Source organism: Halomonas sp. BMC6 (assembly GCF_964204995.1).
Taxonomy (GTDB): domain Bacteria; phylum Pseudomonadota; class Gammaproteobacteria; order Pseudomonadales; family Halomonadaceae; genus Vreelandella.
This window is the reverse complement of sequence record NZ_CAXNSH010000001.1, coordinates 3,179,385-3,205,787: the sequence shown is the minus strand read 5'-3', so window position 1 is coordinate 3,205,787 and position 26,403 is coordinate 3,179,385. Positions and strand designations below refer to the sequence as shown.

The 26,403-nt window shown below is 59.0% G+C and carries 25 protein-coding genes and 1 other RNA gene; 22 read left to right on the top strand and 4 right to left on the bottom strand.

From position 1 onward, the window contains the following. The first annotated feature begins 109 nt into the window (after positions 1-109). The 5 genes from petA to AB6K10_RS15655 all read left to right on the top strand — a co-directional run bounded on the left by petA (position 110) and on the right by AB6K10_RS15655 (position 4,072). On the top strand, positions 110-709 hold the full coding sequence (petA, locus tag AB6K10_RS15675; protein ID WP_159342556.1) for a ubiquinol-cytochrome c reductase iron-sulfur subunit: 600 nt from the start codon (positions 110-112) through the stop codon (positions 707-709). Beyond that, complete coding sequence (locus tag AB6K10_RS15670) at positions 709-1,968, top strand: cytochrome bc complex cytochrome b subunit (RefSeq protein ID WP_159342555.1); 1,260 nt, start codon at positions 709-711, stop codon at positions 1,966-1,968. Before petA ends, AB6K10_RS15670 begins: the two co-directional genes overlap by 1 nt. After that, positions 1,968-2,735 carry a cytochrome c1 gene (locus AB6K10_RS15665; protein ID WP_159342554.1) on the top strand — a complete coding sequence of 256 codons (768 nt, stop codon included), beginning with the start codon at positions 1,968-1,970 and terminating at the stop codon, positions 2,733-2,735. The genes AB6K10_RS15670 and AB6K10_RS15665 overlap by 1 nt, the downstream gene beginning before the upstream one ends. Positions 2,736-2,884: 149 nt before the next feature. After that, positions 2,885-3,511 carry a stringent starvation protein SspA gene (sspA, locus tag AB6K10_RS15660; protein ID WP_159342553.1) on the top strand — a complete coding sequence of 209 codons (627 nt, stop codon included), beginning with the start codon at positions 2,885-2,887 and terminating at the stop codon, positions 3,509-3,511. A 60-nt stretch (positions 3,512-3,571) separates the two neighbouring features. Beyond that, on the top strand, positions 3,572-4,072 hold the full coding sequence (locus AB6K10_RS15655; RefSeq protein WP_253015978.1) for a ClpXP protease specificity-enhancing factor: 501 nt from the start codon (positions 3,572-3,574) through the stop codon (positions 4,070-4,072). Positions 4,073-4,141: 69 nt separating this feature from the next. Here AB6K10_RS15655 and AB6K10_RS15650 read toward each other — a convergent pair whose 3' ends face one another. Genes AB6K10_RS15650 through AB6K10_RS15635 form a run of 4 tightly spaced genes read right to left on the bottom strand, consistent with a single transcriptional unit; the run spans position 4,142 to position 7,244 of the window. Beyond that, positions 4,142-4,714, bottom strand: coding sequence for a BON domain-containing protein (locus AB6K10_RS15650; protein WP_253015980.1), 573 nt, complete (start codon positions 4,712-4,714; stop codon positions 4,142-4,144). Positions 4,715-4,758: 44 nt separating this feature from the next. Then, positions 4,759-5,352 (bottom strand): phosphoheptose isomerase, encoded by a 594-nt coding sequence (locus tag AB6K10_RS15645; RefSeq protein ID WP_139527185.1) that lies wholly within the window; start codon positions 5,350-5,352, stop codon positions 4,759-4,761. A gap of 22 nt (positions 5,353-5,374) precedes the next feature. Beyond that, positions 5,375-5,749, bottom strand: coding sequence for a YraN family protein (locus AB6K10_RS15640; RefSeq protein WP_285263402.1), 375 nt, complete (start codon positions 5,747-5,749; stop codon positions 5,375-5,377). Next, a complete protein-coding gene (locus AB6K10_RS15635; protein ID WP_159342549.1) occupies positions 5,736-7,244 on the bottom strand; it encodes a penicillin-binding protein activator in 1,509 nt (502 codons plus the stop codon). Before AB6K10_RS15635 ends, AB6K10_RS15640 begins: the two co-directional genes overlap by 14 nt. A 112-nt stretch (positions 7,245-7,356) precedes the next feature. Here AB6K10_RS15635 and rsmI point away from each other — a divergent pair, with 112 nt between their 5' ends. The 17 genes from rsmI (at position 7,357) to lpxC (ending at position 26,392) form a co-directional block, all read left to right on the top strand. Next, complete coding sequence (gene rsmI / locus AB6K10_RS15630) at positions 7,357-8,214, top strand: 16S rRNA (cytidine(1402)-2'-O)-methyltransferase (RefSeq protein WP_159342548.1); 858 nt, start codon at positions 7,357-7,359, stop codon at positions 8,212-8,214. A gap of 32 nt (positions 8,215-8,246) precedes the next feature. Beyond that, positions 8,247-8,606: RNase P RNA component class A (gene rnpB, locus AB6K10_RS15625), an RNA gene on the top strand. A gap of 52 nt (positions 8,607-8,658) precedes the next feature. Beyond that, positions 8,659-9,612, top strand: a complete 954-nt coding sequence (rsmH, locus tag AB6K10_RS15620; protein WP_253015984.1) for a 16S rRNA (cytosine(1402)-N(4))-methyltransferase RsmH — start codon at positions 8,659-8,661, stop codon at positions 9,610-9,612. A gap of 2 nt (positions 9,613-9,614) precedes the next feature. Next, complete coding sequence (gene ftsL, locus AB6K10_RS15615) at positions 9,615-9,950, top strand: cell division protein FtsL (RefSeq protein WP_159342546.1); 336 nt, start codon at positions 9,615-9,617, stop codon at positions 9,948-9,950. Beyond that, a complete protein-coding gene (locus AB6K10_RS15610) occupies positions 9,947-11,653 on the top strand; it encodes a penicillin-binding protein 2 (RefSeq protein WP_253015988.1) in 1,707 nt (568 codons plus the stop codon). The genes ftsL and AB6K10_RS15610 overlap by 4 nt, the downstream gene beginning before the upstream one ends. Positions 11,654-11,669: 16 nt before the next feature. After that, the gene (locus AB6K10_RS15605) at positions 11,670-13,160 is read left to right on the top strand and encodes a UDP-N-acetylmuramoyl-L-alanyl-D-glutamate--2,6-diaminopimelate ligase (protein ID WP_253015989.1); all 1,491 of its coding nucleotides are present in this window, start codon (positions 11,670-11,672) and stop codon (positions 13,158-13,160) included. Next, a complete protein-coding gene (gene murF, locus AB6K10_RS15600; RefSeq protein ID WP_285263401.1) occupies positions 13,157-14,515 on the top strand; it encodes a UDP-N-acetylmuramoyl-tripeptide--D-alanyl-D-alanine ligase in 1,359 nt (452 codons plus the stop codon). The genes AB6K10_RS15605 and murF overlap by 4 nt, the downstream gene beginning before the upstream one ends. A gap of 9 nt (positions 14,516-14,524) precedes the next feature. After that, positions 14,525-15,607 carry a phospho-N-acetylmuramoyl-pentapeptide-transferase gene (gene mraY / locus AB6K10_RS15595; RefSeq protein ID WP_159342542.1) on the top strand — a complete coding sequence of 361 codons (1,083 nt, stop codon included), beginning with the start codon at positions 14,525-14,527 and terminating at the stop codon, positions 15,605-15,607. 54 nt (positions 15,608-15,661) lie between these two features. Then, entirely contained in the window at positions 15,662-17,041 is a 1,380-nt protein-coding gene (murD, locus tag AB6K10_RS15590) for a UDP-N-acetylmuramoyl-L-alanine--D-glutamate ligase (protein ID WP_339119253.1), read from the top strand. Continuing rightward, positions 17,038-18,234 carry a putative lipid II flippase FtsW gene (ftsW, locus tag AB6K10_RS15585; RefSeq protein WP_159342540.1) on the top strand — a complete coding sequence of 399 codons (1,197 nt, stop codon included), beginning with the start codon at positions 17,038-17,040 and terminating at the stop codon, positions 18,232-18,234. Before murD ends, ftsW begins: the two co-directional genes overlap by 4 nt. Before the next feature lie 18 nt (positions 18,235-18,252). Next, the gene (murG, locus tag AB6K10_RS15580) at positions 18,253-19,350 is read left to right on the top strand and encodes an undecaprenyldiphospho-muramoylpentapeptide beta-N-acetylglucosaminyltransferase (protein WP_285263399.1); all 1,098 of its coding nucleotides are present in this window, start codon (positions 18,253-18,255) and stop codon (positions 19,348-19,350) included. A 53-nt stretch (positions 19,351-19,403) separates the two neighbouring features. Next, entirely contained in the window at positions 19,404-20,816 is a 1,413-nt protein-coding gene (gene murC, locus AB6K10_RS15575; protein ID WP_159343771.1) for a UDP-N-acetylmuramate--L-alanine ligase, read from the top strand. Beyond that, on the top strand, positions 20,813-21,751 hold the full coding sequence (locus AB6K10_RS15570) for a D-alanine--D-alanine ligase (protein ID WP_285263398.1): 939 nt from the start codon (positions 20,813-20,815) through the stop codon (positions 21,749-21,751). Before murC ends, AB6K10_RS15570 begins: the two co-directional genes overlap by 4 nt. A gap of 22 nt (positions 21,752-21,773) precedes the next feature. Beyond that, on the top strand, positions 21,774-22,502 hold the full coding sequence (locus AB6K10_RS15565) for a cell division protein FtsQ/DivIB (protein WP_285263397.1): 729 nt from the start codon (positions 21,774-21,776) through the stop codon (positions 22,500-22,502). Between the two features lie 313 nt (positions 22,503-22,815). After that, positions 22,816-24,105: a cell division protein FtsA gene (gene ftsA, locus AB6K10_RS15560; protein ID WP_339119252.1), complete on the top strand. Its 1,290-nt coding sequence runs from the start codon at positions 22,816-22,818 to the stop codon at positions 24,103-24,105. Between the two features lie 34 nt (positions 24,106-24,139). After that, entirely contained in the window at positions 24,140-25,324 is a 1,185-nt protein-coding gene (gene ftsZ, locus AB6K10_RS15555; RefSeq protein WP_285263396.1) for a cell division protein FtsZ, read from the top strand. A 156-nt stretch (positions 25,325-25,480) separates the two neighbouring features. Then, positions 25,481-26,392, top strand: coding sequence for a UDP-3-O-acyl-N-acetylglucosamine deacetylase (gene lpxC, locus AB6K10_RS15550; protein WP_159342535.1), 912 nt, complete (start codon positions 25,481-25,483; stop codon positions 26,390-26,392). Positions 26,393-26,403 lie beyond the last annotated feature (11 nt).

Here is a 26,403-nt window from a genome sequence, read left to right as displayed (position 1 = left end):
GTTGTTCTTGTGCAGAGCGCTTTGTTTTTTTAACATAGACTGTATTTGATATTCGTCGTCGCAAGACGCCTTTGCGACGGAACGGGTAAGCTGATGGGAGAAACCAGAAATGGCAGATAACGGCGTAAACAAAGGCCGGCGCCGTTTCCTCGTAGGCGCCACCTCCGTTGTGGGGGCGGTGGGCGCTGTCGGGGTTGCGGTCCCCTTTGTGGCATCTTGGCAGCCTAGTGCCAAGGCAAGGGCGGCAGGCGCCCCGGTACAAGCGGATATTTCCAAGCTTGAGCCGGGTCAGCGCATGACCGTCGAATGGCGTGGTCGCCCGATTTGGATCATTAACCGTACGCCCGAGATGATCGAGCGTACGGAAGCGCTTGGCGCGGATAGCCTGGCGGATCCGGATTCCGAAGTGCCACAGCAGCCTGCCTACATCCAGGGTGAACTGCGCTCGATCAGGCCTGAAATCGGTGTGCTGATCGGTATCTGTACTCACCTGGGCTGTTCTCCTCTGTTTCGGCCTGAGCCGGATGCGGAAGGGGTGGGCGTCGATAACTGGCCGGGTGGTTTCTTCTGCCCATGCCACGGCTCTCGCTTTGACTTAGCCGGTCGCGTTTTTAGCAACGTTCCTGCGCCGACTAACCTTGAAGTGCCGCCCTACCGCTTTGAAAACGATGACATCATCGTGGTCGGCGAAGATGAGGAGAGTGCCTAATGGCTAATCCAAATAAGGCAAAGGCCGAAAGCGGCATCATGCGTTGGGTGGACGACCGTTTCCCCGCCACGCAAATGATGCAAGACCACCTGACCAAGTACTACGCGCCGAAGAACTTCAACTTCTTCTATATTTTTGGTGTATTGGCACTGCTAGTGCTAGTCAACCAAATCTTGACCGGCGTATGGTTGACCATGAGCTTCAACCCGTCAGCTGAAGGTGCGTTTGCCTCAGTTGAATACATCATGCGTGATGTGGAGTGGGGTTGGCTGATCCGTTACATGCATACCACGGGGGCGTCAGCCTTCTTCGTGGTGATCTACATGCACATGTTCCGCGGCTTGATGTACGGCTCTTACAAAGCGCCCCGCGAGCTGGTGTGGATCTTTGGTATGACGATCTACCTCGCGCTGATGGCGGAGGCCTTCATGGGCTATCTGCTGCCATGGGGGCAGATGTCTTACTGGGGTGCTCAGGTCATCATCTCGCTCTTCTCTGCCATTCCGGGCATCGGCCCTGACCTGGCTCAGTGGGTGCGTGGTGACTTCCTGATCTCGGGTATTACGTTGAATCGCTTCTTCGCGCTCCACGTCGTCGCACTGCCAATCGTGATTTTGGCGCTGGTCGTGCTGCACATCATCGCGCTGCACGAAGTAGGGTCTAACAACCCTGACGGTATCGACATCAAGCAGAAGAAAGATGAGACCGGTAAGCCCCTCGATGGCATTGCGTTCCATCCGTACTACACCGTGAAGGATCTGGTGGGTATCGCGGTCTTCCTGTTCGTGTTCTGCGTGGTGGTGTTCTACTTCCCGGAAGGGGGTGGGTACTTCATCGAGAAGCCGAACTTCGAGCCGGCCAACCCGTTGAAAACGCCTGACCATATCGCACCTGTCTGGTACTTCACGCCGTTCTACGCCATCCTGCGCGCGATTACTTTCTCGCTGTTCGGGCTGGATGCGAAGTTCCTCGGCGTGGTGTGTATGGGAGCCGCCATCGCTGTGCTGTTCGTGCTGCCGTGGCTTGACCGCAGCCCCGTGCGCTCCATGCGCTACAAAGGCTGGATGTCGAAGGTCATGCTGCTGCTGTTCTCGATTAGCTTCATCATTCTGGGCGTATTGGGCGTGCTGCCGTCTACGGAAGGTCGCACCATCCTTGCGCAGGTGTGTACAGCCATTTACTTCGCCTTCTTCCTGCTGATGCCGATTTACACCAAGCTGGAGAAGACTAAACCCGTTCCGGAAAGGGTGACTGGCTAATGAAAAAGCAACTATTAGCACTGCTCTTCGCAATCGTGCCGGTCACCGCGATGGCCGCTGGTGGCGCGAGCGTGCCCCACAGTATGGAGCCTGATCTGCACGACCAAGCGTCGCTGCAAAACGGCATGAAGCTCTACGTCAACTACTGCATGGGCTGTCACTCGCTGGAGCACCAGCGTTTTGCGCGTGCTGCTGACGACCTGGGGATTCCGCAGGACTTGGTGGAAGAGAACCTGATCTTCTCCTCCGACCTGGCGTTCAACGACCAGATGCACATCGCCATGGACAGTGGTGATGCTGAGTCTTGGTTCGGCGCTGCGCCGCCCGATCTGACGCTGGAAGCGCGTCTGCGTGGTACTGACTGGGTTTACTCTTACCTGCTGGGCTTTTACAAAGACCCGAGCCGACCCACCGGTGTGAACAACACGGTTTACGAGCTGGTGGCGATGCCTAACGTGCTGGAGCCTCTCCAGGGCGTTCAGGAAATGGTCTGTGCCGAAACCGATCAGCCGGTGGCAGGTCACGAACCGGATCCTTTGTCGGGCAAGTATCAGTCGTGTGACGTGCTGCAAGTCACTCAGCCGGGGGCCATGGAGCCTGCCGAGTTCGAGGAAGCGGTGTACGATTTGACCAACTTCCTGGCCTATGTCGGTGAGCCTTCCAAGCTGCAGGCGCAAGCTCTTGCACCCAAAGTGCTGATCTTCATCTTTATCTTTGGTGTGATTGCCTACCTGCTCAAGCGTGAGTACTGGCGAGACGTCCACTAAGTAGTCAAATTTGATGGGACGTACAGGCGCACGGCGAAAGTCGTGCGCCTTTTGCTTGTCTGCATGTTGCTATGTATCGCTGGCTACCTTCCCATAAGAGGGTGCTGGCATGTTATTATCGAAAATTGTTTTGATGCGAGGATGCTTTCATGGGTGTTGTGGCCAAGCGGTCGTCAATGATCTTTTACTCAGGTAGTGATGATCATTTCAGTCATCGAGTGCGCATTGTTCTGGCTGAAAAAGGAGTGGCGGTCGACATCGTCGATGTCGCCGAGGAGCAGCCGCCTGAAGAGCTAGCAGACCTCAACCCGTACAACAGCGTTCCGACGCTGCTGGATCGTGACTTGGTGCTTTACGAGTCCAAGGTCATGATGGAGTACTTGGACGAGCGTTTTCCTCATCCACCGTTGCTGCCGGTTTATCCGGTAGCGCGTGCGCAAAGCCGTCTCTGGATGCACCGTATCGAGCGCGAATGGTGCCCGATGCTTGAGCAGATTCGTACAGGCGGTAAGAAAGAGGCCGATAAGGCGCGTAAGGAGCTACGCGAAAGCCTGATTGGTATCTCGCCCATCTTCGAAGATATGCCTTATTTCATGAGCGAAGAGTTTACGCTGGTGGACTGCTGTCTCGCCCCCATCCTTTGGCGTTTACCCGAGCTGAACATCGAGTTGCCCGAAAAGCAGGTCAAGCCGCTGCTCGGTTACATGGCGCGGGTATTTGAGCGTGAAGCGTTTAAAGCATCTTTGAACGAGCGTGAAAAAGAGATGCGCGCTTGAATTCATTCGGCCTCTTAGCGCTTGAGCAAGGGGCCATACACGTTAGGAGGAGGGAGCCTTATGAAATCGAGCCGTCCCTATCTCGCCCGAGCCCTTTATGAGTGGCTGTTAGACAACGAGCTGACCCCCTATTTGGTGGTGGATGCGACCCAGCCTGGGGTCGAAGTGCCACGGCAATTCGTGCAGAACGGACAGATCGTGCTCAACGTGGCCCCGACGGCCGTGCGTGACCTGTTTATGGAGAATCAGGCGATCGGCTTTAACGCTCGTTTTGGCGGTCAGCCCATGCAAGTGATGATTCCAACGCCCGCGCTGATTGCCATTTATGCCCGTGAGAATGGGGCGGGTATGGTGTTTGGTCATGAGCCTGAGCTGGATGCGGCAGGCTTCGACGAGCATGATGAGACGTCGGATGATGTGGAAGATGCGGCGTCGGAGGCTTCGAAGCCGGAGTTGACTCTGACGGAGCCAACGTCGGATACGGCGTCCAACGGTTCTTCCGAAGCCGGTGCCAGCGATGACAAGCCCAAGAAGAAGCCTACGTTGCGTGTCGTGAAGTAATTCGCTGAGTGGCTCGCCTGTATACAAAACCTCGCCAGATATCTGGCGAGGTTTTGTCGTTCATGGAGGCTAGTCGAGGTAATCGAACACCTTCACGATTCGCTGAACGCCTCCTACCGATGAAGCGGCGTTGACGATGCGGTCAGCCTCTTCACGCGTCACCATGCCCATCAGGTAGACGCTGGCATTTTCCGTGGTGACCTTCAGCTTGGAGGAGTCGATGCGGTCATTGGTGGCCAAGTGGCTGATCACATTGGTAGTGAGCCACGTATCCGTCAGTCGCTGAGTCGCGGGTAGATTGGCTGCCACGGTCAGTTCGTTATGGACTTTTTCCACGCCACGCAGGTTGGAAGCCACGCTACCGGCCATGTTCTTTAGCTCTTCGCTAGGCACTTGTCCGACGAGTAGCAGGGCACCATTATAGCTGTGGGCGCGGATGCGGGCATCGCCAAGGCGGGCGTCTGCGCGGGCCAGGGCGCGCTCTACTTCGCGCTCGATGGTGGCATCGACCGCTTCTACGTCGTTGCTGCGCTGGCCGTAGTTGGACGGATTCGAGGCGCTATTGTTGGCGCAGCCGCTGAGGGCGATCGCGCCACAAAGCGTTGCAGCCAGTAGGGTTTTGGAGGAGAAGCGCAGGGCCATGGGGATGACTCCTTGATCAGTAGGGATTCACAAAACGCGCGTTATTAGTCAGCGCCGCCAAACAGTTGTTCGTCAATTAAATCACAAAGACAGTGAATGACGAGCAAATGCACCTCTTGGATGCGCGCGGTGGAAGTGGCAGGTACGCGAATTTCGCAGTCATCTTGGCCCAGCAGCGAGGCCATATTGCCACCGTCACGTCCGGTGAGGGCTACCACGGTCATGTCACGGTCGTGGGCAGCCTGGATGGCTTGAACGACGTTGGCCGAGTTGCCGCTGGTGGAGATTGCCAGCAAGACATCGCCAGGCTGGCCCAGTGCGCGGATCTGCTTGGAAAAGACTTCGTTGTAGCTGTAATCGTTCGCAATGGAGGTGAGTGTCGATGTATCGGTCGTCAGAGCCAAGGCAGGGAGACTGGGGCGCTCGCGCTCGAAACGATTCAGTAGCTCAGACGAAAAGTGCTGGCTGTCACCGGCACTACCACCGTTGCCACACGCGAGAATTTTTCCTTCGTTGACCAAGCACTGCACCATCATTTGACTGGCGACCTCGATGAACGGAGGTAGCACTTCACTGGCGTAGGTTTTGGTATCGATGCTGGCATTAAAATGGCTGAGTATACGAGATTGAAAGTCCATCAGGGCTTCCTAGTTAAGAGTATTAATACGCGTCGAAAGCCGCTTGCTCCCAATGGAACTCGAGAGCGGGCGGTCTGCCTGTAATGGCTAGGATATCAAAGCGACAGGGGCATGAGAGGTCATGTCGCGCAAGATAGAGCGACGCGGCGCGAATCAAGCGGCGACGCTTTTGTGCGTTGACCATTTCGAGTGGGTGCCCGTGGCGCGTCGTGGCGCGGTGTTTGACCTCGACGAAGACCAGCGTATCCCGGTCGTACATGACGAGATCTAGTTCGCCGCCTTTAACATGGTGGTTGCTGGCCACCCACCGAAGACCACGCTGCTGCAGCCATTGAGCGGCTAATTGCTCAATGGCTACGCCTCGTGAGCGAGCTGTCTGTGGTCTACTGCTCGTCATCCAGTAAGCCAGGAATCAAGATGGGCGACGGCGTGCCGTTCTGGAATTTGGCCCAAGGCAGTTCGCGATGAATGCGCCCGTCGTTGGAGAGCGATAGGGTGCCGGTACTGCCGCTCAGGCCATTCAGTCCAGAAAGGTCCGACATGCGTTTAGCGAGTTCGTAGGCGTCCACGCCCATGGCCATTAGACGGAACATGGAGGCATCCGCTTCATCGCGCAGCGCTTGATACGTGGGGTAGAAGGGCAGCACTTCTTCGCCGCCTACTGCGGCGTCCGGGATTTGCCAGGGGATGTCCATGAACATCACGTCATTGAGATCCTGATCCAAGCGCGTTTGTAGGCGCCCTTCGTGCAGGTGAGACGTGGCGTAAATGGGCAGATCCGGCGCGTAGTAGTAATCCAGCGTAGGCGGCACTTGGCGTGCGTAATCCGGGAGTGCCAGCAGGAAGAGGGCATCGATGTTGCCAAGACGCGCCCGTTCGCCGCTGACGTTGAGCGCCGTTTGCACCGCATTCGATACCGGGCTGCTCGGGTTGTAGCGCACGGCATTCGTCACCTCGCCACCCAGGCGCTGAAACTCGTTCCAGAAGGCTTCACCAACTCGGCGGCCCCAATCGTTATCGGGCACCATCAACGACATTTGGCGCTGACCGTCTTGATAAGCACGTCGCGCGGCTTGGCGGGCTTCGTCTTCCGCAGACAGGCCATACTGCAGCAGGCGCTGTGCTTGATTGTTGGCGCTGCTGCCGTAGTTGAGGGCTAGCGTAGGCAGCGGAACGCTATCGCGCTGTTCGAGCTGGGTCACTTGATCTTTGTCCAGCGGTCCAATCATGAGCTGCGCGTTCATCTGCTGCGCGCGGCTATAGAGTTCGTCTAGCGAGTACTGTGCGGCGTCGATGAAGCTTAACTGAACGCCGTCATCGCTGATGTCGTTATGACGGCGCATGGCGCTGGCAATGGTGTTGGCCACGCTGCTCAGAGGGCCAGACTCCGGCAGCGCAACGACGATGCGGCGCACGTCGGTGCCATCCAGCTCGGGAAGCGTGACTTGCACCTGATCCGGCTGCTGATTCATGGCCTGCTGAGCCCACTGACGCCGTTCGGCTAAGGTCTGCTGCTGATTGGCTTGCATGGGCAGTTCGTCGTCCAAGACCTGGGTGGCGCGGAGTACCGCGCGTGGGTCGTTCAAGCCACGGGCAAGTTCGGAAAACAGCATGGCCCAGCGAACGCGGTCGGTGTCGTTGAGCTGCGCCTCGTCGATGCTGTTGGCGGCATCGAAGGCGTTTTCACGCTGACCTTGGCGGGCCAAAATGTTGGCCGCTTCCAAGCGCGTGCGTGCCGCTTGCTCCGGGGCTTGCTGTTCGGCTTGATCGAGCAAGCGCCCTGCGTCCTGGTCAGGCACGCGATCAACCACGCTGGGAGGCTGCATGGCGCACCCGGTGATGAGCAGTGCCATGAAGGCAGTGGCCAATAGGCCACGAAGTGACTGTTTCATGTATCCTTCCTTAGTTTCCATTTGCGCTGTCGCGGTCTATCAGCTGGTAAGCGTGGCTTTCCACAAGCATAGCGCACCGTCAGGGCAAGCCATTAACAAATCGGGAGTCACGATGACACACCAACATCCGGGCACATTGTACGTGGTTGCTACGCCAATTGGGAATTTGGACGACTTAACGCCGCGTGCCGCTCGGGTTTTAGCCGATGTGTCGCGCATTGCGGCGGAAGATACCCGTCACAGCGCGCGCCTACTCGCTCATTTAGGCGTCAACACGCCCATGATGTCGCTACATGAACACAACGAAGCCCAGCGGGTCGATACGCTGGATCGCTACTTGCTGGCGGGCGAGAGCATCGCGCTGATCAGCGATGCGGGTACGCCGCTGATATGCGATCCGGGGTTTGTCTTGGTGCGGGAGTTGCGCGCCAGAGGGCGGCATATCGTGCCGCTACCCGGCCCCTGTGCGCTAGTCACCGCGTTGTCCGGCGCGGGCCTGCCCACTGACCGCTTTACGTTCGGCGGCTTCTTGCCTTCCAAGCCTAGTGCCCGCCGACAAGCGCTGGAGAAGTGGCAGAGTCGTGAAGAAACGCTGGTGTTTTACGAATCGCCCCATCGTATTGTCCATACGCTGGAAGCGCTTTGCGAACAGATGCCCGAGCGAACGGTGGTGCTGGCACGGGAGCTGACCAAAACCTTCGAAACGTTTTTGCAGGGCGCTCCGGCCGCGCTGCGGGATCAGCTCGCGGAGGACCCCAACCAGAGTCGCGGGGAGTTCGTTGTCATGATTTCTGGGGCGCCCCCGGCGGTACGAGAGGACGAGCAGTCCATCGCCGCTGAGGAGTTGCTGGCTGCTTTGCTGGCCGAGGGTGTTGGCGTCAAGCAGGGGGCCTCGGTTGCGGCGCGAATGTTGGGCGGGCGCAAGCAGGAGTGGTACGCCCGGTTGCAGGCAATGAAAGGTCAGCATTGAGGCGAACGCAGGGCGCTGGTATGCTTGCCGCCGGAGTTGGCCAGACAGTCGTCGCTGGCGCGTTCGCAAGAGCCGCCAGGGGAGGAAAGTCCGGGCTCCATAGGGCAGAGTGCCAGGTAACGCCTGGGCGGCGTAAGCCGACGGAAAGTGCAGCAGAGAGTAGACCGCCTAAGCCTTTCGGGGCCGGTAAGGGTGAAAGGGTGCGGTAAGAGCGCACCGCGCGCCTGGCAACAGTGCGTGGCATGGTAAACCCCACTCGGAGCAAGACCAAATAGGGACCCAACGGCGTGGCCCGCGCTGGGTCCGGGTAGGTTGCTTGAGCGCTGTGGTGACGCAGCGCCTAGAGGAATGACTGTCCACGACAGAACCCGGCTTATCGGCCGACTCCCCATTTCCATGAAAGGCGCGCCCGGCGCGCCTTCCCAAATTTTGTGTGAGAGTAACATGCCTTCTGCTGACGCTGATCAGGTCGCCCGCTTTCGTCATACCAGCGTTTTATTGGAAGGAGCGGTAGATGCCCTGGTCCATGACCCTGAAGGAGTCTATCTGGACGGTACCTTTGGTCGTGGCGGTCACTCCCGATTGATTCTTTCGCGCTTGAGCGACCAGGGCCGATTGTTGGCCATGGACCGCGACCCGCAGGCCATTGCTGCCGCGGCTGAAATAGATGACGCCCGTTTCCACATTACTCAGCGTGAGTTCGCCCATTTGGCGGAATTTGCCAAGGAGCAAGGGCTCTACGGCAAGCTCTCTGGCGTGCTGCTAGACGTCGGCGTCTCTTCCCCACAGCTCGACGACCCGGAGCGCGGTTTCAGCTTCATGCGTAACGGCCCGCTGGACATGCGCATGGACCCTACCCAGGGGGAGAGCGCCGCCGAGTTTTTAGCCCGCGCCAGCGAAGCCGATATCGCCAACGTCTTCAAAACCTATGGTGAAGAGCGCTACGCCAAGCGATTGGCGAATGCCGTCGTGAAGCGTCGTGTGGAGCAGCCTTTCACCCATACGGTGGATCTGGCCGAGGTGCTGAAGGCTGCCCATCCGGCGTGGGAAAAGGGGCGCCATCCGGCGACCAAAGCGTTCCAGGGGCTACGAATTTACCTCAACGGGGAACTCGAGCAATTAGACGCCGCCTTAGAGGCAGCGTTAGAGGCGCTGGCACCGGGTGGGCACCTCGTGGTGATCAGCTTCCACTCTTTGGAAGACCGTCGCGTGAAGCGGTTCATTCGTCATCACGTGCGGGGAGATACTCACTTACCCCGCGGGGTACCCATTCGGGACGATCAGTTGAATCGCCGTCTGGAGGCGTTGGGCAAGGGGAGTCGTCCGAGCGACGAGGAAGTCGATGCTAACCCCCGCGCGCGTAGTGCCGTCATGCGGGCGGCTCGTAAGCGAGGCTAATCATGAACATGGAGCGGTTAGGGCACTGGGCGTCCACATTGAGGGCAGAGTGGCCGTTTAAACTGCGCCTACGTTGGTGGCCCATCACGATGATCGTGCTTTTCATGGCTTGTTTGCTGACCGGTTTGGCCGTAGTGACGACAACGCACATGACGCGGATGCAGTATGCCGAGCTGCAGCGGTTGGAGCAGGAGAAAAACCAGCTGCAGACCGAGTGGGGCCAGCTGTTGTTGGAGGAGGGGGCGTGGTCTACACCCGCCCGCATTGAGCAAATTGCCACGGAACGGCTAGAAATGCGTATTCCTGACGTAAATGATGTCGAGGTGATTCGGCCATGAGGCGTGACGGTCGGGGAGGGAAGTCCCGCCAATACCCCATTGCGCCGCCGCTTGCCGGTGGGCGTTTTTTCTTTATCTTATTGGCCGTTGGCTTGGCATCGGCGATTTTGATTGGGCGAATTACGCTGCTCCAGGTCATCGATCGCCCCTTCTTGCAGAGCCAGGGCGATGCCCGCACGCTGCGCCATGAAACCATTCCCGCCCACCGTGGCATGATCACCGACCGAAACGGTGAGCCGTTAGCCATTTCTACCCCGGTCGTGACGCTGTGGGCGAATCCGCAAGAGTTGCCGACGGACGCCATCCAGCGCGTCATGCTTGCCCAGGCGTTAGGCATGACGCTGGAGGATTTCGAATCTCGCGTGGCTCGCTACAGCAGCCGTGAGTTCATGTACCTGCGGCGGCAGATGACGCCCGAGGCGGCACAACGCATCCTCGATTTGCGCACGCCAGGTGTTTACCCCCAGCGTGAGTACAAACGCTACTACCCTGCTGGTGAAGTCGCGGCTCAAATACTCGGGGTCACCAATGTGGACGACGTTGGCCAGGAAGGCTTGGAGTTGGCGTATCAGCCTTATCTAGCAGGCCACCCCGGTCAGCGGCGCGTCATCAAGGACCGACGCGGCCGGCTGGTACGAGAGCTGGGAGTCATTCGCGAGGCGCAGCCCGGCGGAGAGCTAACATTGGCGATCGACCAGCGTATTCAGTACATGGCCTATCGTGAGTTACGCGCCGCCGTGGCCGAGCATCAAGCCGATGGGGGCGTGCTCGTGATGATGGATGCACGCACCGGTGAAGTGCTGGCAATGGCCAATTTTCCCTCCTACAACCCCAATAATCGGGCCGGGTTGGATCCTCGCGGGTTGCGTAACCAGGCGCTGGTCGATGTATTCGAGCCGGGGTCGGTGATGAAACCGCTCGCGATGGCGGCCGTTCTTGAAAGTGGCATCGTTGGTCGTGATGCGGTCGTCGACACCTCGCCGGGGTGGATGCGTCTGGATGAGTTCACGATCCGCGATTTTCGTAATTATGGTGAGTTGGACCTCGCGGGGATTCTCGAAAAGTCGTCCAACATCGGTATGTCCCGTTTGGCATTGCAGTTGAGCGATACGGCGATTTGGGAAAAGTACAACCAACTGGGCCTTGGGCAGAGTCCAGGCACTGGATTTCCGGGCGAATCGACGGGTAATTTACCCGCCCGTGTGCAATGGTCTCGAAGTGAACGCGCGGCGCTTTCCTATGGCTATGGCCTATCTGTCACCGCTGTCCAATTGGCCAGCGCGTACACAGCGTTAGCCAATGACGGTGAGCGCCTCCCTCCTTCGCTGCTAAGGTTGTCAGAACCCCCGCAGGGCATTCCCGCCATTGAGCCTAGCGTTGCGAACGACTTGCTCGACATCTTGGAGACATCGGTAGGGGCTTACACCGGGGGGCGACGGGCACGGGTAGAAGGGTATCGCGTAGGCGGTAAAACCGGCACTGTGCGCAAAACCGGCCAGCAGGGATACGCCACCGATGCTTACCGCAGCGTGTTTGCCGGTATCGCCCCGATTTCGGACCCGCGTATCGTGACGGTAGTAATGATTGACCACCCCAAAGCAGGTGAGTTTTATGGGGGAGCCGTGGCAGCTCCGGTGTTTTCGAGCGTCACCGGTAACGCTCTGCGCTTGCTGGATGTGCCGCCAGACTACGAGGTCGAATAGTGTTTAAGGAGATGGCATGACCATATGCCCAGATCAGTTACGGAAAGCGTTGCACCACGTATGGCCGAGCGCCGAACTGCCGGCCCTGCCTGACCTACCTCGGCAGCTTCATCTGATCACCGATTCTCGCAAGCTCCAGGCAGGCGATGTGTTCGTTGCCGTGCCCGGCAGTCAGAGTGATGGCCGAGCGTATATCGAGCAGGCGTTGGCCAGTGGGGCTACCCTGGTGCTGGCGCATACCAAAGAGAGCGACGTGAGCCTGGACGGGCGCGTGCTGTTTTTGCCGCATTTGTCGCTACGCCTGGGGGAGCTGGGGCGTACGTTATTTGACGTGCCGAGCGGGCTTGAGATCATTGCGGTCACGGGAACCAACGGTAAGAGCTCGGTGACCCACTACGTTGCTGAGCTCAGCGAACGCTTGGGAACGCCCGCCGGTGTGATCGGCACCTTAGGCGTGGGACGTCCAGGGAAGCTGTCGGAGAGCGGGTTGACGACACCAGGACCGCTGGCGCTGCAATCGACGCTAGGTGAACTGGCACGCCAGGGCGTCAAACGGGTTGCGCTGGAGGCCTCTTCCCACGCGTTGGATCAGCAGCGCTTGGATGCGGTGGACGTGAACGTTGGCGTGTTTACCAACCTGACTCGGGATCACTTGGATTACCACGGCAGCATGGCCGCTTATGCGGCGGCGAAGGCCAAGCTCTTTCGTCGGACAGAGTTGACCCTGGCCGTTGTGAACGGTGACGACCCCCTGGCCCGCTTGATGCTGGCCGGGTGCGATCAGCGCGTGCGCGTGTTGGCGACCGGCAGTGATGAAGCCGTCACGCTACGGGTGTTGGATTGGCAGCCGCATGCTCTCGGGCAGCAGGCGTTGATTGCGACTCCAGACGGTGAGAAAGCGCTGCAGCTAGGACTCATGGGCCGCTTCAATCTGGACAATGTGCTGCTGGCCATCGCCGTGCTGTACGGGTTGGGGGAGTCGTTGGACGCTCTGTTCGAGGCTGCGACAACGCTTTCGCCGGTGCCGGGGCGTATGGCGTGCTTCGGTGGTGAACACGCGCCCAGTGTGGTGGTGGATTATGCCCATACCCCAGATGCACTACAAAGTGCATTGGGTGCGTTGCGTGCCCATTTGGGCAGTCAAGGTAAGCTATGGTGCTTGTTTGGCTGTGGAGGCGAGCGCGATACCGGCAAGCGCGCCGAAATGGCCAGCGTGGCAGAGCAGCTGGCAGACCGGGTCGTGGTGACCGATGACAATCCGCGCGGTGAGTCGGCGGCGCACATTCGCCAACAGATTCTCACCGGCTTTACCGGGCGTGCCACGGTCGATGAAGTCGGTGACCGCCGCCAAGCCATCCGCCACGCGGTACATCAGGCCGCGCCAGAGGATGTCATTCTCGTGGCCGGCAAAGGGCACGAAGCATATCAAGAGATCGATGGCGTACGTCATGCCTTCCAAGACGACGAGCAGGTGCGCGACGCGCTTGCTACGCGAGGAGCCGCGTGATGTGGACGTTGGCAGAAATGGCTACCGCGCTGGCGAGCCCTGTGCCGCCAGAACTTGCAGAGCAGCGGGTGTCAGCCATCGTGACCGATACGCGCAACATCGTTCCGGGTTGCTTGTTCATCGCCTTGAAAGGGCCGCGCTTCGATGGTCATGCGTTCGTGGAACAGGCAAGAGCGCAAGGAGCCGCCGCCGCGCTCGTAGAGAGGCGTGTGGATAGCGCCATGCCGCAACTGGTGTGCTCGGATACCCGCTTGGGGCTAGGGCTATTGGCCAAAGCATGGCGCAGACGGTTTAGCCTGCCGCTCGTGGCGGTCACCGGTAACAGCGGCAAGACCACGGTGAAAGAGATGACCGCTGCCCTGCTGGCACCGTTAGGGAAGGTGCTGGCGACAACGGGTAATTTCAACAACGATATCGGCGCTCCGCTAACGCTGCTGCGTCTCTCCGAAGAGCATCAGGCGGGCGTGATCGAGTTGGGAGCGAATCATCTTGGCGAAATTGCCTGGACGAGCCAGCTCACCGCCCCGCAAGTAACCATCCTGACGAATGTGACCGGTGCACACGTAGGGGAATTTGGTGGCATGGGGCAGATTGCACAGGCCAAAAGCGAGATTTTATCGGGCCTCGACGCCCATGGCACGGCCATCATCAACCGAGACGATCATTACTACGCTTTTTGGTCGGCCTGCGCCGCTCCGCGGCGCTGTGTAAGTTACGGCTTACACGAGGATGCGGACGTTCACGCTCGGGCACTTTCCTGCGACTCTCAGGGGCGGTATGCTTTCACGCTTATTGCCCATGGTCAGCCTCTCGGCGACGTTCAACTGCCGCTCATTGGCAGGCATAACGTCAGCAATGCCCTGGCTGCCTCTGCAGCGGCACTGGCGCTGGGCGTGTCACCGCAGAACGTGGTAACCGGGTTGAGCGGTTTGACCTCGCTGTCCGGGCGTCTGAGCGTGGTCGCCGGGTTACGGCATACCACGCTGTTGGATGACACGTACAATGCCAATCCTGGCGCGGTGAAAGCCGCACTGGATGCGCTGGCCAGCTTTCCAGCGCCGCGCTGGTGCGCGTTAGGAGCGATGGGGGAGTTGGGGGACGAATCGCAAGCCCTCCATGCCGAGATTGGCCGCTACGCGGTGTCGCTGGGCATCGATGCGCTATTGACATACGGCGAGGCAGCCCGGGCGGCCTCGGATGCCTTTGGTCGCGGGCAGCATTTTGACGATCACGAGACGCTGGTGCGTCATGTTATTAATACTCTTCCACCCCACACCACACTGCTGGTGAAAGGGTCGCGTAGTGCTGGCATGGAAACGGTCATCGCTGCACTGCGCGCGGATGACACAAGGTAAACGCCGTTCATGTTACTTCATTTGGCGAATTTCTTAGCCCAATACCAGTCAACGTTTCAAGTTTTTAACTATTTGACACTGCGCGTTATTTTGGCCGCGCTCACCGCACTCATGCTCTGCCTCTGGTTGGGCCCGTGGGTAATTCGCCGGTTGGTGGAAGGCCAAATTGGGCAAGCAGTGCGGGATGACGGCCCCCAGTCGCATCTCTCCAAAGCGGGTACCCCGACGATGGGCGGGGCCATGATTCTGTTGGCAATTGCCATTAGTACACTGGTCTGGGGCGACTTGACCAACCACTACGTGTGGGTCGTGCTGCTGGTGACGCTCGGATTTGGTGCGATTGGCTGGGTCGATGATTACCGTAAAGTGGTCGAGAAGAATCCCCGTGGCCTGCCGGCACGTTGGAAATACTTCTGGCAGTCGGTCGTGGGGATTGGAGCGGCCGTGGTGCTCTACGTAACGGCCGCCACGCCTGCAGAAACCAGCCTGCTCATTCCCATGTTCAAGGACGTCGCGCTTCCGCTGGGCGTGTTTTATATCGTGCTGAGCTACTTCGTGATCGTAGGCAGCTCGAATGCCGTCAATCTCACCGATGGCTTGGATGGCTTGGCGATCATGCCGACCGTGCTCGTGGCCATGGGGCTGTCGGTCTTTGCCTACGCTAGCGGCAACGCGGTGTTTGCGAACTATCTGCATATTCCTTTCATTCACGGCACCGGTGAGCTGGCGGTCTTTTGCGCCACCATCGCTGGCGCCGGTCTTGGCTTTCTGTGGTTCAACACCTATCCCGCCCAAGTGTTCATGGGGGATGTCGGTGCCCTGGCGCTGGGCGCGGCGCTTGGCGTGGTGGCAGTCATCGTTCGTCAAGAGATCGTACTGTTCATCATGGGCGGTATTTTCGTGCTGGAAACTGTCTCCGTGATCCTGCAGGTGGGCTCCTATAAGCTCACCGGACGCCGTATCTTCCGTATGGCCCCACTGCACCACCACTACGAGCTAAAGGGGTGGCCAGAACCTCGGGTCATCGTACGCTTCTGGATCATCACGGTGGTGCTAGTCCTACTTGGCCTCGCCACTTTGAAATTGCGATAAGTCGAGACCCGATAGGCGGTAAGCCCGCCTTTAGCACAAGGCAGAAGGAGCCACATGGTGCAGGTACCCAACGGATTTACGGTGGTCGTCGGACTAGGAGTTTCTGGTCAGGCCATTTGCCGTCATCTTACCCAGTTGGGTAGGCCGTTCATGGTGGCGGATACCCGCGAGACCCCGCCGGGACTCGAAGTCTTTCAGCAAGCGCACCCTGGTGTCCACGTACATTGTGGTGCCTTGACGCTGCTGGATATGCGCGAGGCTTACGAGGTCGTCATCAGTCCGGGGGTCGACCCTCGGACGGCAGGTTTGGAGGGGTTGCTGGATCGTCACAATCCGGCCACCGGTGACCCGATGCTCGTGGGTGAAATTGCCCTGTTCAAGCGTGCCGTCAAGGCACCCATTGCCGCGATTACCGGGTCGAATGCCAAATCCACCGTCACCACGCTGCTCGGCGAGATGGCCGCTGCATCGGGAATCAAGGCCGCGGTGGGGGGCAATTTAGGGACACCTGCGCTCGATCTGTTGGCGCAGCAGCCTGACGCTGACCTCTACATTCTGGAGCTATCCAGTTTTCAGCTAGAAACGACCCCGTGGCTAGGCGCTGCATCGGTGGCGTTTTTGAATCTTTGCGACGACCATCTGGATCGGCACGGCGACTTGGCGGGTTACCGTCAGGCCAAACAGCGCATCTTCCTGGGCGCCGCGCACGCCGTGGTGAACGCAGACGATGCCCAGACGTGGCCAGAGCCGATGCTCGACCGCGTCGACTACTTCCGCAGTGAACCACCCACCGGCCAGTCCTGGGGGCTCGACGAGCGCCAGGGACGCTGGTGGTTGATGCAGGGGCAGACGCCTTGGTTGGCGGCTGACGAGCTTCAGATGGCGGGTCGGCATAATTATGCCAATGCGTTGGCTGCACTGGCGATGGGAAACGCGTTAGGCTTCGGTCGCGAGGACATGTGTCGTGCCCTGCGAGCATTCGCGGGTTTGCCCCATCGAAGCGAATGGATCGCCGATATTAACGGGGTCCGTTGGGTCAATGATTCCAAAGGAACCAACGTTGGGGCCACGCTGGCGGCCATCAACGGTATTGGTCCCACTCTCGATGGAAAGCTCATCCTGCTGGCGGGGGGCGTGGGCAAGGGCGCTGACTTTACGCCCCTAACGGCTCCACTTGCTGAGTGTGCCCGTGCGGCGATCGTATTTGGCACCGATGCGCCTCGTTTGATGGAAACGCTGGCAGGGGCACTGCCCGTGGAGCGGGTCGAGCACTTGACGCAGGCCATGGAAGTTGCCTTTGCCATGGCCGAGCCCGGTGATTGTGTGCTGCTGTCTCCCGCTTGTGCCAGCCTGGATCAATTCGCGAATTACCAAGCCCGTGGCGATGTCTTTCGTCAGTGGGTGGCGCGCAAACGTAATGAGTTGACGATATGAGCGATGCGTCCGTTAGCCGTATTCAGCGCTTGCGCGCTGCCTTGACGACTCAGCATCTGCCCTGTGATATCTGGCTGGTCTTGGCCGTCGTGGCGCTGGCGGGGTTGGGCTGGGTCATGGTCAGCTCTGCCTCGATAGGACTTCTGGAGAATAGCTACCACTACTCCCGGCAGCACGGCATTTTTTTGGTCTTGGCGATGGCGGCTTGCCTGTTCATGCTGTGCGTGCCTCTGGAGCTTTGGCGCCAGAATGCGGCGCTCATTCTGCTCGTCAGTATTTTCATGCTGGTAGTGGTGCTGATCATCGGTCAGGAAGTGAACGGCAGTAAGCGCTGGATTTCACTGCCGGGACCGCTACCGAGTTTGCAGGTCTCGGAGTTGGCGAAAATCGGTTTGATCTTCTACATGGCGGCATTTATGTCGCGTTTTACCTACGAGTTGCGTCAGCGGGCGTTTACCATGTGGCGGCCCCTGGCCGTTCTGGCGGTGCCTGCGAGTCTGCTATTTCTTGCTCCAGACTTCGGCGGCATGGTGGTCTACACCGTTTGTGTCATTGGCATGCTGATGATGAGCGGTGCGTCGCTGACGCTGCTGGTTGGCAGCGGTGGCGTGTTAGGGTTTGGCGCGGTCATGATGGTCGTGATGGAGCCTTACCGCTTGGCGCGCTGGACCAGCTTCCTCGACCCTTGGGCGGATCAGTTTGCCACTGGCTATCAGTTGACCCAGGCGCTGATTGCGTTTGGCCGTGGCCACGTCACCGGCACGGGGTTGGGCAACAGCGTCCAAAAACTTCACTATTTACCGGAAGCGCATACGGATTTCATTTTTGCCGTGGTGGCCGAAGAGCTGGGCATGATTGGCGCCATTGCCATGGTGCTGCTGTTTACCCTGTTCATCGTACGCGCGATGTGGGTAGGCCGTCGGGCAGAGCTGGCAGGTCATCTGTTCGGTGCCTACGTCAGCTATGGGATTGGTTTTATCGTCGCTGCTCAAGCGTTCATCAATATGGCGGTGAGCTCTGGTCTGTTGCCGACCAAAGGCCTCACATTGCCACTCATCAGTTACGGCGGTTCTAGCCTCTTGGTGACCGGTATGATGATCGGGCTGCTGCTACGGGTCGATGCGGAAACTCGCCACCGCCCGCGACGTACGCCGACCCCTTATCGTGCGCGTCGAGAACCACGTTTATCGTAATCACTCAAGGAGCCGTTTGTGGCGACCAACTCACGTCGACGGATATTGATCATGGCCGGGGGGACCGGTGGGCACGTCATTCCTGCGCTTTCGTTAGCGCATGCGTTACAAGCCAAGGGTGTCGACGTGGAATGGCTCGGGAGCCCGCGCGGTATCGAAAATCAGTTGGTGCCCAAAGCCGGTATTCCGCTGCACACCATCGCCATTCAAGGGCTAAGAGGTAAAGGGCTCGTTGGCTGGTGCAAAGCGCCCATGAATCTTTCCAAGGCGGTATTGCAGGCGCGGCGTATCATTCAGCGTTTCAAGCCGGACGTCGTCGTGGGGCTTGGCGGTTTCGCCAGCGGCCCTGGCGGGCTAGCGGCGTGGCTGTCGCGGGTGCCGCTCGTGATTCACGAACAGAACGCCGTGGCGGGTCTGACCAACAAAGTGCTGTCGCGCCTGGCGACGCGTACCTACGCCGCCTTCGACGATGCGTTCGGCCAGCGGGCTGTCGTCATTGGTAACCCCGTGCGTGATGAGATCACGGCGCTAGGGGAGCATCCCAAGCAGGTGTCGGATCTGGTGGGGCGGCCGCTCAGGCTGCTGGTAGTGGGTGGCTCCTTGGGAGCGGTTGCTCTCAACGAGCGGTTGCCCCCGGCACTGGCCGCGCTACCGCCAGAGCGGCGTCCTGACGTTCGCCACCAAGCCGGTAAAGAGCGCGATGTCGCGACGGCGCAAGCTTACACGGAACATGGCATCGTCGCCGATGTCAGCCCGTTCATTGATGATATGGCAGCGGCCTATGCCTGGGCGGATTTGGTGGTATGCCGTGCGGGGGCATTAACGGTGGCAGAGTTGGCGGCTGCCGCCAAACCGGCGCTGTTGGTGCCTTTTCCCTTTGCCGTCGATGACCATCAGCGAGTCAATGCCGATGTGTTGGTCAAGGCGGGAGCGGCGCAGTGTGTGGTTCAGTCCGCGCTGACGCCTGAGCGTTTAACCCAATTACTAGATGAATTATTGGACCCTGACAGGCTCGCGACCATGGCGTCGAAGGCGCGCCAGGCTGCTCATTTAGATGCCACCGAGCGTCTTGCCGACGGCTGTTTGGGTTTGGTAAAGCAAGGAGAAACTGCGTGACCGATTCAGTGACTAACCTGTCGCCGCGGGGCGCACGCCCTGCCGGCCCCGGCATGCGTCGTATTCAGCGGCTGCATTTCGTGGGTATCGGTGGTGCAGGCATGTGCGGTATCGCCGAGGTATTGGCGAACCAGGGTTACCAAGTCAGCGGTAGCGATATGAAAGCGTCCGCCGTGGTAGAGCGTCTGCGCCAGTGCGGTGTCAACGTGGCGATCGGTCATGCGGAAGCGCATGTCCAGGGAGCCGACGTGGTCGTGGTGTCCAGTGCGATTGACGATGCCAACCCTGAAATACGCTGGGCCCATGAGCACCGCGTGCCGGTGGTGCGTCGTGCTGAAATGCTGGCAGAGCTGATGCGCTTTCGCCATGGCATTGCCGTGGCGGGCACCCATGGCAAAACCACCACCACCAGCTTGACGGCCACGCTGCTAGCGGAAGGGGGGTTGGATCCGACGTTCGTGATTGGGGGTAAGCTCACTAGTGCCGGTGCCAACGCCCGCTTGGGTGAGGGCGACTACCTGGTGGCCGAGGCCGATGAATCCGACGCGTCGTTCCTGCACCTGCAGCCCATGGTTTCGATCGTGACGAACATCGATGCCGACCACATGGCGACCTATGGCGGTGACTTCGAGCGGCTAAAAAGCACGTTCATCGAATTCTTGCACAATCTGCCGTTCTACGGGCTGGCGGTGCTGTGTATCGACGACCCCCACGTGCGTGGCCTGTGTGAGCAGGTGAAGCGACAGTTCGTCACCTATGGCTTCGACGAAGATGCCGACTATCGCATCGTCGACTTTTCGCAGCAGGGGGGAGAGGTCTCGTTCACCGCGCTGCGCCCCGGCGATGCCGCGCCGCTGGCTATTCGCTTGGCCATGCCAGGACGACACAATGCGCTCAACGCCATGGCGGCGATCGTGGTGGCGACGGACGCAGGCGTCAGCGATGAGGCGATTCAACGGGGACTGACCGGATTTGCAGGCGTGGGGCGCCGTTTTCAGGTACACGGCCACTTTCCAGCACCGTCGGGGAGCGGCGAGATCATGCTGGTGGACGACTATGGCCACCATCCCCGTGAAGTCGACATGGTGATTCAGGCAGTGCGAGCCGGCTGGCCCGACCGCCGTCTGGTAATGCTCTACCAGCCTCACCGCTATAGCCGCACTCGGGATCTATACGAGGATTTCGTACGCGTGCTCTCTCAGGTGGATACGCTGGTGCTGCTGGATGTGTACAGCGCGGGCGAGGCCGTACTGCCTGGGGCAGAAGGGCGCACGTTGGCAGGCTCCATCCGACAGCGCGGGGAAGTCGACCCGCTCTTTGTCGAGCACAAGCATGAACTGCCCGCCTTGCTGACTAACGTGCTGCGGCCGGGTGATATCTTGATTACTCAGGGCGCTGGGGATGTGGGCGGTATTTCGCTACGTTTGGCTCAGGCCAAGCTGGCGCTAGACGAGGTGGCGCTATGAACAGGGGGCAAGTCGGTTCCTTGGACCGTGTCGTCGTCGTGTATGGCGGCACCTCTGCCGAGCGAGAGGTGTCTCTCAAAAGCGGCGCAGCGATTTTGGCTGCCCTAAAGCGTCAGGGTGTGGATGCGATCGGCTACGACCCTAAAGAGGGTGGCCTCGCTGGACTCGAGCGTTTGGCACCCAGCGCAGTGTTCGTTGCGCTACACGGTCGCGGCGGCGAAGACGGAACCTTGCAAGGGGCACTCGAGCTGCTAGGCCTGCCCTATACCGGCAGCGGCGTACTGGCCTCCGCGTTGGGGATGGACAAGCAGCGTACCAAGCAAGTGTGGCAGGCCGTGGGCTTGCCCACGCCGGAATGCATCATGCTCAGCGAGCACGCCGACTGGGCCGCCGTGGTTGAGCAGCTCGGCCTGCCAATGATGGTCAAACCGGTGCATGAAGGCTCTACCTTGGGCATCAGTATCGTCAAAAGCCAAGAGGAGCTGCGATCGGCGTATACGGCAGCGGCCAAGTTCGATGCGCGTGTCATGGCAGAGCGATTCGTCGTCGGTGATGAGTACACCGTGGCGCTGCTGGGAGATGACGTCTTGCCTGCCATTCGCGTCGAGGTGCCGGGCGGTTTCTATGACTATGAAGCCAAATACATCGCCAATACCACCCAATACCACTTGCCCTGCGGCTTGTCCGATGAGGAGGAGCAGTCTTTGGCAGCGCTCTGTAAAGAAGCGTTTGTCGCGGTAGGCGGTCGGGGCTGGGGACGCATCGACGTCATGCGGGACAAAGCAGGGCAGTTTTGGCTCATCGAAGTGAATACGGTGCCGGGCATGACCGATCATAGCCTCGTTCCGCAAGCGGCTGCCCATGCGGGTATCGACTTCGACACCCTGGTCATGCGGATTTTGCAGACGGCGATCGCGCCGAGCGTTGCGTCATGATGGACTGGGTAAAAGGCGTGTTATGAAAAAACGCAACGCATGGCTAGGCGTTGTGCTGTTGGCGCTACTGCTGGGTGCCGGGGGGCGAGCGCTGTGGTTATGGCTGGACCGCCCCATCGAGCGAGTGTCGATCCGCGGTGAGTGGGAGTACGTCAGCGCCGACTATTTACGTACCCAGTTAGCGCCGCTGGTGCAGGAAGCGACCTGGTTATCGGCTGATTTGGGCGAACTTCGCCGTCGCGCACTCACCATTGGGTGGCTAAACGAGGTGCGCATCTCCCGTGAGTGGCCCAACGCGCTGGTCTTCGAACTCGTCGAGCAAACGCCGGTGGCACGCTGGAACGACGAGTTTCTCTTGAACCCCGAAGGGGAGCCGTTTGCTTTTGCTCCCCTTGCCGTTCCTGAAGGCTTGCCCGACTTGGCAGGCCCTGGGGGGAGCAGTGAAGAAGTGTTGGCCTACTATCAGCGTTTGCTGCCGCACTTCGCTGGGTTATCCCTGTCGCTCGCTCAGCTACGATTGGAGCCGCGTGGCGCCTGGCGTTTACAGCTATCCAGCGGTGCTTGGGTAATGTTGGGCCGTCGTCAGCACGGCGAGCGATTGGCGAGACTGTCAGCTTCTTGGCAACGCGAACTTGCCAATGTCAGCGATCATATTCGCTACATCGATTTGCGCTACCCTAATGGTGTCGCGGTCGCTTGGCACGGAGAAACAGAGTTTCAAGAGAGTGAACCATCGACAAATGCAGAGTAACCGTCGATGACAATGTGCAAAAAGTAGGTAAAGGTGAGTGGTTGCCAACGCCGAAAAACCCGTCAATGGGGTTTAAATTGCCGTTCAAGCCAATTATCGTGGGCGTGGGCTAGTCGTATTGCGACTATTGTTTCTATACTATGTCCCTAGCGGTGCTGTGGGTGGGTTTTTATTATCCTATCAGCGGTTAGCACGGTTCATCGCGTATTAAGTTTAACGTTACTAATTTCAATTTGGCAGCTGCTCTTTTTGCTAAGGCAATTAAAGTATCTTCCGTATTATTTAAAATGACGGCAAGGAGATTCCCCGACTCATGGCAGGCTCACCCAACGCATCCAATATGGTTGTCGGGCTGGACATTGGAACGTCCAAGGTCGTCGCGATAGTCGGTCAACCCACCGATGATGGTGGGATTGAAATTGCCGGTATCGGTTCACATCCGTCGCGCGGCATGAAGCGCGGCGTCGTCATCAATATCGAATCGACGGTTCAGTCGATTCAGCGCGCCGTAGAAGAAGCGGAGTTGATGGCAGGGTGCGATATTCACTCGGTGTACGTGGGTGTGGCCGGCAGTCATATTAGCTCGATGAACTCAGACGGTGTCGTGGCAATTAAAGAGCGTGAAGTCACGCCTTACGATATCGACCGAGTGATCGACTCTGCGCGCGCTCGTGCGATTTCCGAAGGCCAGCGTGTGCTGCACGTGCTGCCGCAGGAGTTCTCGATCGATGCCCAAGGCGGCATTCGCGAGCCGTTGGGGATGTCCGGCGTGCGGCTGGAAGCCCAAGTGCATCTGGTGACGGCGGCCCTCAATGCCGTTCAGAATATCGAGAAGTGCGTGCGCCGCTGTGGGTTGGATGTCGACGCGATCATTCTCGAACAGCTTGCGTCGAGCATGGCCGTGCTGACTGAGGACGAGCGTGAGCTGGGTGTTTGTATGGTCGATATCGGCGGTGGCACCACCGATATGGCGATCTTTACCGAGGGAGCGATTCGCCACACGGCGGTCATTCCCATTGCTGGCGATCAGGTTACCAACGATATCGCCATGGCGCTGCGCACGCCGACTCAGCACGCCGAAGAGATTAAAGTGAAATACGCTTGCGCGTTAACACAATTGGCAGCAAGCGATGAGATGATCAAGGTTCCCAGTGTCGGTGACCGTCCAGCCAGAGACCTATCGCGCCAAGCGCTGGCAGAAGTGGTCGAGCCACGTTACGAAGAGCTGTTTACCTTGGTAAGAGACGAATTACGTCGCAGCGGCTATGAAGATATGGTCGCTGCGGGGGTGGTGCTCACCGGCGGCACCTCGCGCATGGAAGGTGTAAGCGAATTGGCAGAAGAGATTTTTCACATGCCGGTTCGTATTGCCTGCCCGCAAAATGTCAGAGGCTTGGCAGATGTGGTTCGCAATCCTATCTATGCGACGGGCGTTGGTTTACTGCATTATGCACTGCAGGAAACGCGTCATGGGCAAGGCCTAGAAAGCCACGGGGGAGTCGTTGCGGCCCACAAAGGACGTAACGAATTAGCCCGGCGTGATATCAAGGATGGCCATTCGGCGCTGGCAAGAATCAAAGGCTGGTTCAAAGGAAATTTCTGATAGGGCCGCAAGCGCGGTTCAGGAGACGGGGCTTATGTTCGAATTGGTAGATAACGCACCCTCGAGCAGTGCGGTCATCAAAGTAGTGGGCGTTGGCGGCGGTGGCGGTAACGCGGTCAACCACATGGTCGAGAGCAACATCGAAGGCGTCGAATTCATTTGCGCCAATACCGATGCTCAGGCCCTCAAGCGCGTATCGGCAAAGACGGTGCTGCAGCTAGGTAGCGAGATCACCAAAGGCCTTGGTGCTGGCGCGAATCCCGAAGTGGGCCGTCAGGCTGCCATGGAGGATCGTGAGCGCATTGCCGAACTGCTCAGCGGTGCCGACATGGTCTTCATTACCGCTGGCATGGGGGGGGGCACCGGTACCGGCGGTGCGCCCGTGGTAGCGCAGGTAGCCAAAGAGCTGGGTATTTTGACGGTAGCGGTCGTGACACGCCCCTTCCCCTTCGAAGGGCCTAAGCGGATGCGCGCTGCTGAAGAGGGCATGAAAGAGCTCTCCGAGCACGTCGATTCATTGATCACCATTCCTAATGAAAAGCTGCTGTCGGTGCTTGGCAAGAATGCCACGCTGCTGACGGCCTTCAGTGCTGCCAACGATGTACTACTGGGCGCGGTCCAGGGTATCGCGGAGCTGATCACCAGCCCTGGCATCATCAACGTCGACTTTGCCGATGTGCGCACCGTTATGTCGGAAATGGGCATGGCGATGATGGGCACTGGCGGAGCCACGGGTGAAAACCGTGCCCGCGAAGCGGCTGAAAAAGCCATTCGCAGCCCGCTACTGGAAGATATCGATCTACACGGCGCGCGCGGCATTTTGGTCAACATCACTGCAGGTCCCGACCTCTCGATTGGCGAATTCAACGATGTCGGTGCCACGGTTCAGGAGTTTGCGTCCCAAGAGGCGACGATCGTGGTCGGTACGTCCATCGACATGGAAATGTCCGATGAGCTGCGTGTGACGGTCGTTGCGGCGGGTCTCGATGGCAGTAAAGCCAAAGCTTCGGCAGCGCGCGAGCCCGCTCGTCGTTCAGCGGCAGAGGCCGGTGGCTCTGACTACCGAAAACTTCAGCAACCCACCGTGATGCGTCAGCAGGCCACGGCACGCGCGGAAGCCCCCGATGCAGCGCCAAAACCGCGCGCTGAGAAACGTCGCGCAGCGGATGCTGACGACTACCTGGATATCCCCGCGTTTCTACGCCGTCAGGCGGATTAACGCTCGCTATCAGGTTCATTGCAGCAGCAAACGAGAGTTTTATTGGTTAAAACGCTCGTTTGCTGTTAAAGTGAACACTGTTTGATAACTTTCTTCCCCTGCGGATCCTGTGGCAATTCGCCGCAAGCCGCCGTCATTAGAGCTTGACCACTACCCATGATCAGACAACGCACATTACAAAACGTCATTCGCGCCACTGGAGTGGGTCTGCACTCTGGCAAAAAAGTCCATATGGCTTTGCGTCCGGCGCCGGCCAACACCGGCATTGTGTTTGTCAGAACCGATCTGGACCCCGTGGTACATGTACCTGCCCGTGCCGAGCTAGTCGAAGACACCACGTTGTGTACGGCACTCTCTCATGAAGGCGTCAAAGTGGCGACCGTCGAGCACCTCATGTCCGCCTTTGCGGGTTTGGGCATCGACAATGCCTACGTCGATATCAGCGCCCCCGAAGTGCCTATCATGGATGGTAGCGCTAGTCCGTTCGTTTTTCTGATTCAATCGGCCGGTATCCTGGAGCAGGACGCGGCGAAAAAATTCATTCGCATCAAGCGCCGTATTGGCGTGACCGATGGCGATAAAGAAGCCACCTTTTTGCCCCATCAAGGTTTCAAGGTTTCGTTTGCCATCGATTTCGACCATCCGGTTTTCGAACAGCAGAAACAAACTGCGCTGATCGATTTTTCGACCACGTCGTTTGTCAAAGAAGTCTCCCGGGCGCGCACCTTTGGGTTCATGCGCGATCTAGAGTACCTGCGCTCCAACAATTTAGCCTTGGGGGGCAGCCTGGAAAACGCGATCGTGGTCGACGATTACCGTATCGTCAACGAGGGTGGTCTGCGCTACGAAGACGAGTTCGTCAAACACAAGGTACTAGATGCCATTGGCGATTTGTACCAGCTGGGATACAGCTTGATTGGCGAATTCCGTGGCGTGAAGTCGGGTCATGCCCTGAATAATCAGCTGTGCCGTGAGCTGATGGCTCAGCCGGATGCTTACGAGATCGTGACGTTTGAAGAAGAGAAGGCCGTGGCCCCTATCTCCTATGCGGCACCGGCGATGGCGTAATTTGCCGAAAA

What these genes read in the sequence shown, in the direction of transcription:
- petA (WP_159342556.1), top strand. Translation starts at nt 110, where the DNA reads ATGGCAGATAACGGCGTAAACAAAGGCCGGCGCCGTTTCCTCGTAGGC.
- ftsW (WP_159342540.1), top strand. Translation starts at nt 17,038, where the DNA reads ATGAGCGATGCGTCCGTTAGCCGTATTCAGCGCTTGCGCGCTGCCTTG.
- mraY (WP_159342542.1), top strand. Translation starts at nt 14,525, where the DNA reads ATGTTACTTCATTTGGCGAATTTCTTAGCCCAATACCAGTCAACGTTT.
- lpxC (WP_159342535.1), top strand. Translation starts at nt 25,481, where the DNA reads ATGATCAGACAACGCACATTACAAAACGTCATTCGCGCCACTGGAGTG.
- rsmH (WP_253015984.1), top strand. Translation starts at nt 8,659, where the DNA reads ATGCCTTCTGCTGACGCTGATCAGGTCGCCCGCTTTCGTCATACCAGC.
- murD (WP_339119253.1), top strand. Translation starts at nt 15,662, where the DNA reads ATGGTGCAGGTACCCAACGGATTTACGGTGGTCGTCGGACTAGGAGTT.
- AB6K10_RS15565 (WP_285263397.1), top strand. Translation starts at nt 21,774, where the DNA reads ATGAAAAAACGCAACGCATGGCTAGGCGTTGTGCTGTTGGCGCTACTG.
- AB6K10_RS15670 (WP_159342555.1), top strand. Translation starts at nt 709, where the DNA reads ATGGCTAATCCAAATAAGGCAAAGGCCGAAAGCGGCATCATGCGTTGG.
- ftsZ (WP_285263396.1), top strand. Translation starts at nt 24,140, where the DNA reads ATGTTCGAATTGGTAGATAACGCACCCTCGAGCAGTGCGGTCATCAAA.
- AB6K10_RS15605 (WP_253015989.1), top strand. Translation starts at nt 11,670, where the DNA reads ATGACCATATGCCCAGATCAGTTACGGAAAGCGTTGCACCACGTATGG.
- AB6K10_RS15665 (WP_159342554.1), top strand. Translation starts at nt 1,968, where the DNA reads ATGAAAAAGCAACTATTAGCACTGCTCTTCGCAATCGTGCCGGTCACC.
- ftsL (WP_159342546.1), top strand. Translation starts at nt 9,615, where the DNA reads ATGAACATGGAGCGGTTAGGGCACTGGGCGTCCACATTGAGGGCAGAG.
- AB6K10_RS15635 (WP_159342549.1), bottom strand. Translation starts at nt 7,244, where the DNA reads ATGAAACAGTCACTTCGTGGCCTATTGGCCACTGCCTTCATGGCACTG.
- rsmI (WP_159342548.1), top strand. Translation starts at nt 7,357, where the DNA reads ATGACACACCAACATCCGGGCACATTGTACGTGGTTGCTACGCCAATT.
- murC (WP_159343771.1), top strand. Translation starts at nt 19,404, where the DNA reads ATGCGTCGTATTCAGCGGCTGCATTTCGTGGGTATCGGTGGTGCAGGC.
- AB6K10_RS15640 (WP_285263402.1), bottom strand. Translation starts at nt 5,749, where the DNA reads ATGACGAGCAGTAGACCACAGACAGCTCGCTCACGAGGCGTAGCCATT.
- ftsA (WP_339119252.1), top strand. Translation starts at nt 22,816, where the DNA reads ATGGCAGGCTCACCCAACGCATCCAATATGGTTGTCGGGCTGGACATT.
- AB6K10_RS15645 (WP_139527185.1), bottom strand. Translation starts at nt 5,352, where the DNA reads ATGGACTTTCAATCTCGTATACTCAGCCATTTTAATGCCAGCATCGAT.
- sspA (WP_159342553.1), top strand. Translation starts at nt 2,885, where the DNA reads ATGGGTGTTGTGGCCAAGCGGTCGTCAATGATCTTTTACTCAGGTAGT.
- AB6K10_RS15570 (WP_285263398.1), top strand. Translation starts at nt 20,813, where the DNA reads ATGAACAGGGGGCAAGTCGGTTCCTTGGACCGTGTCGTCGTCGTGTAT.
- AB6K10_RS15650 (WP_253015980.1), bottom strand. Translation starts at nt 4,714, where the DNA reads ATGGCCCTGCGCTTCTCCTCCAAAACCCTACTGGCTGCAACGCTTTGT.
- AB6K10_RS15655 (WP_253015978.1), top strand. Translation starts at nt 3,572, where the DNA reads ATGAAATCGAGCCGTCCCTATCTCGCCCGAGCCCTTTATGAGTGGCTG.
- AB6K10_RS15610 (WP_253015988.1), top strand. Translation starts at nt 9,947, where the DNA reads ATGAGGCGTGACGGTCGGGGAGGGAAGTCCCGCCAATACCCCATTGCG.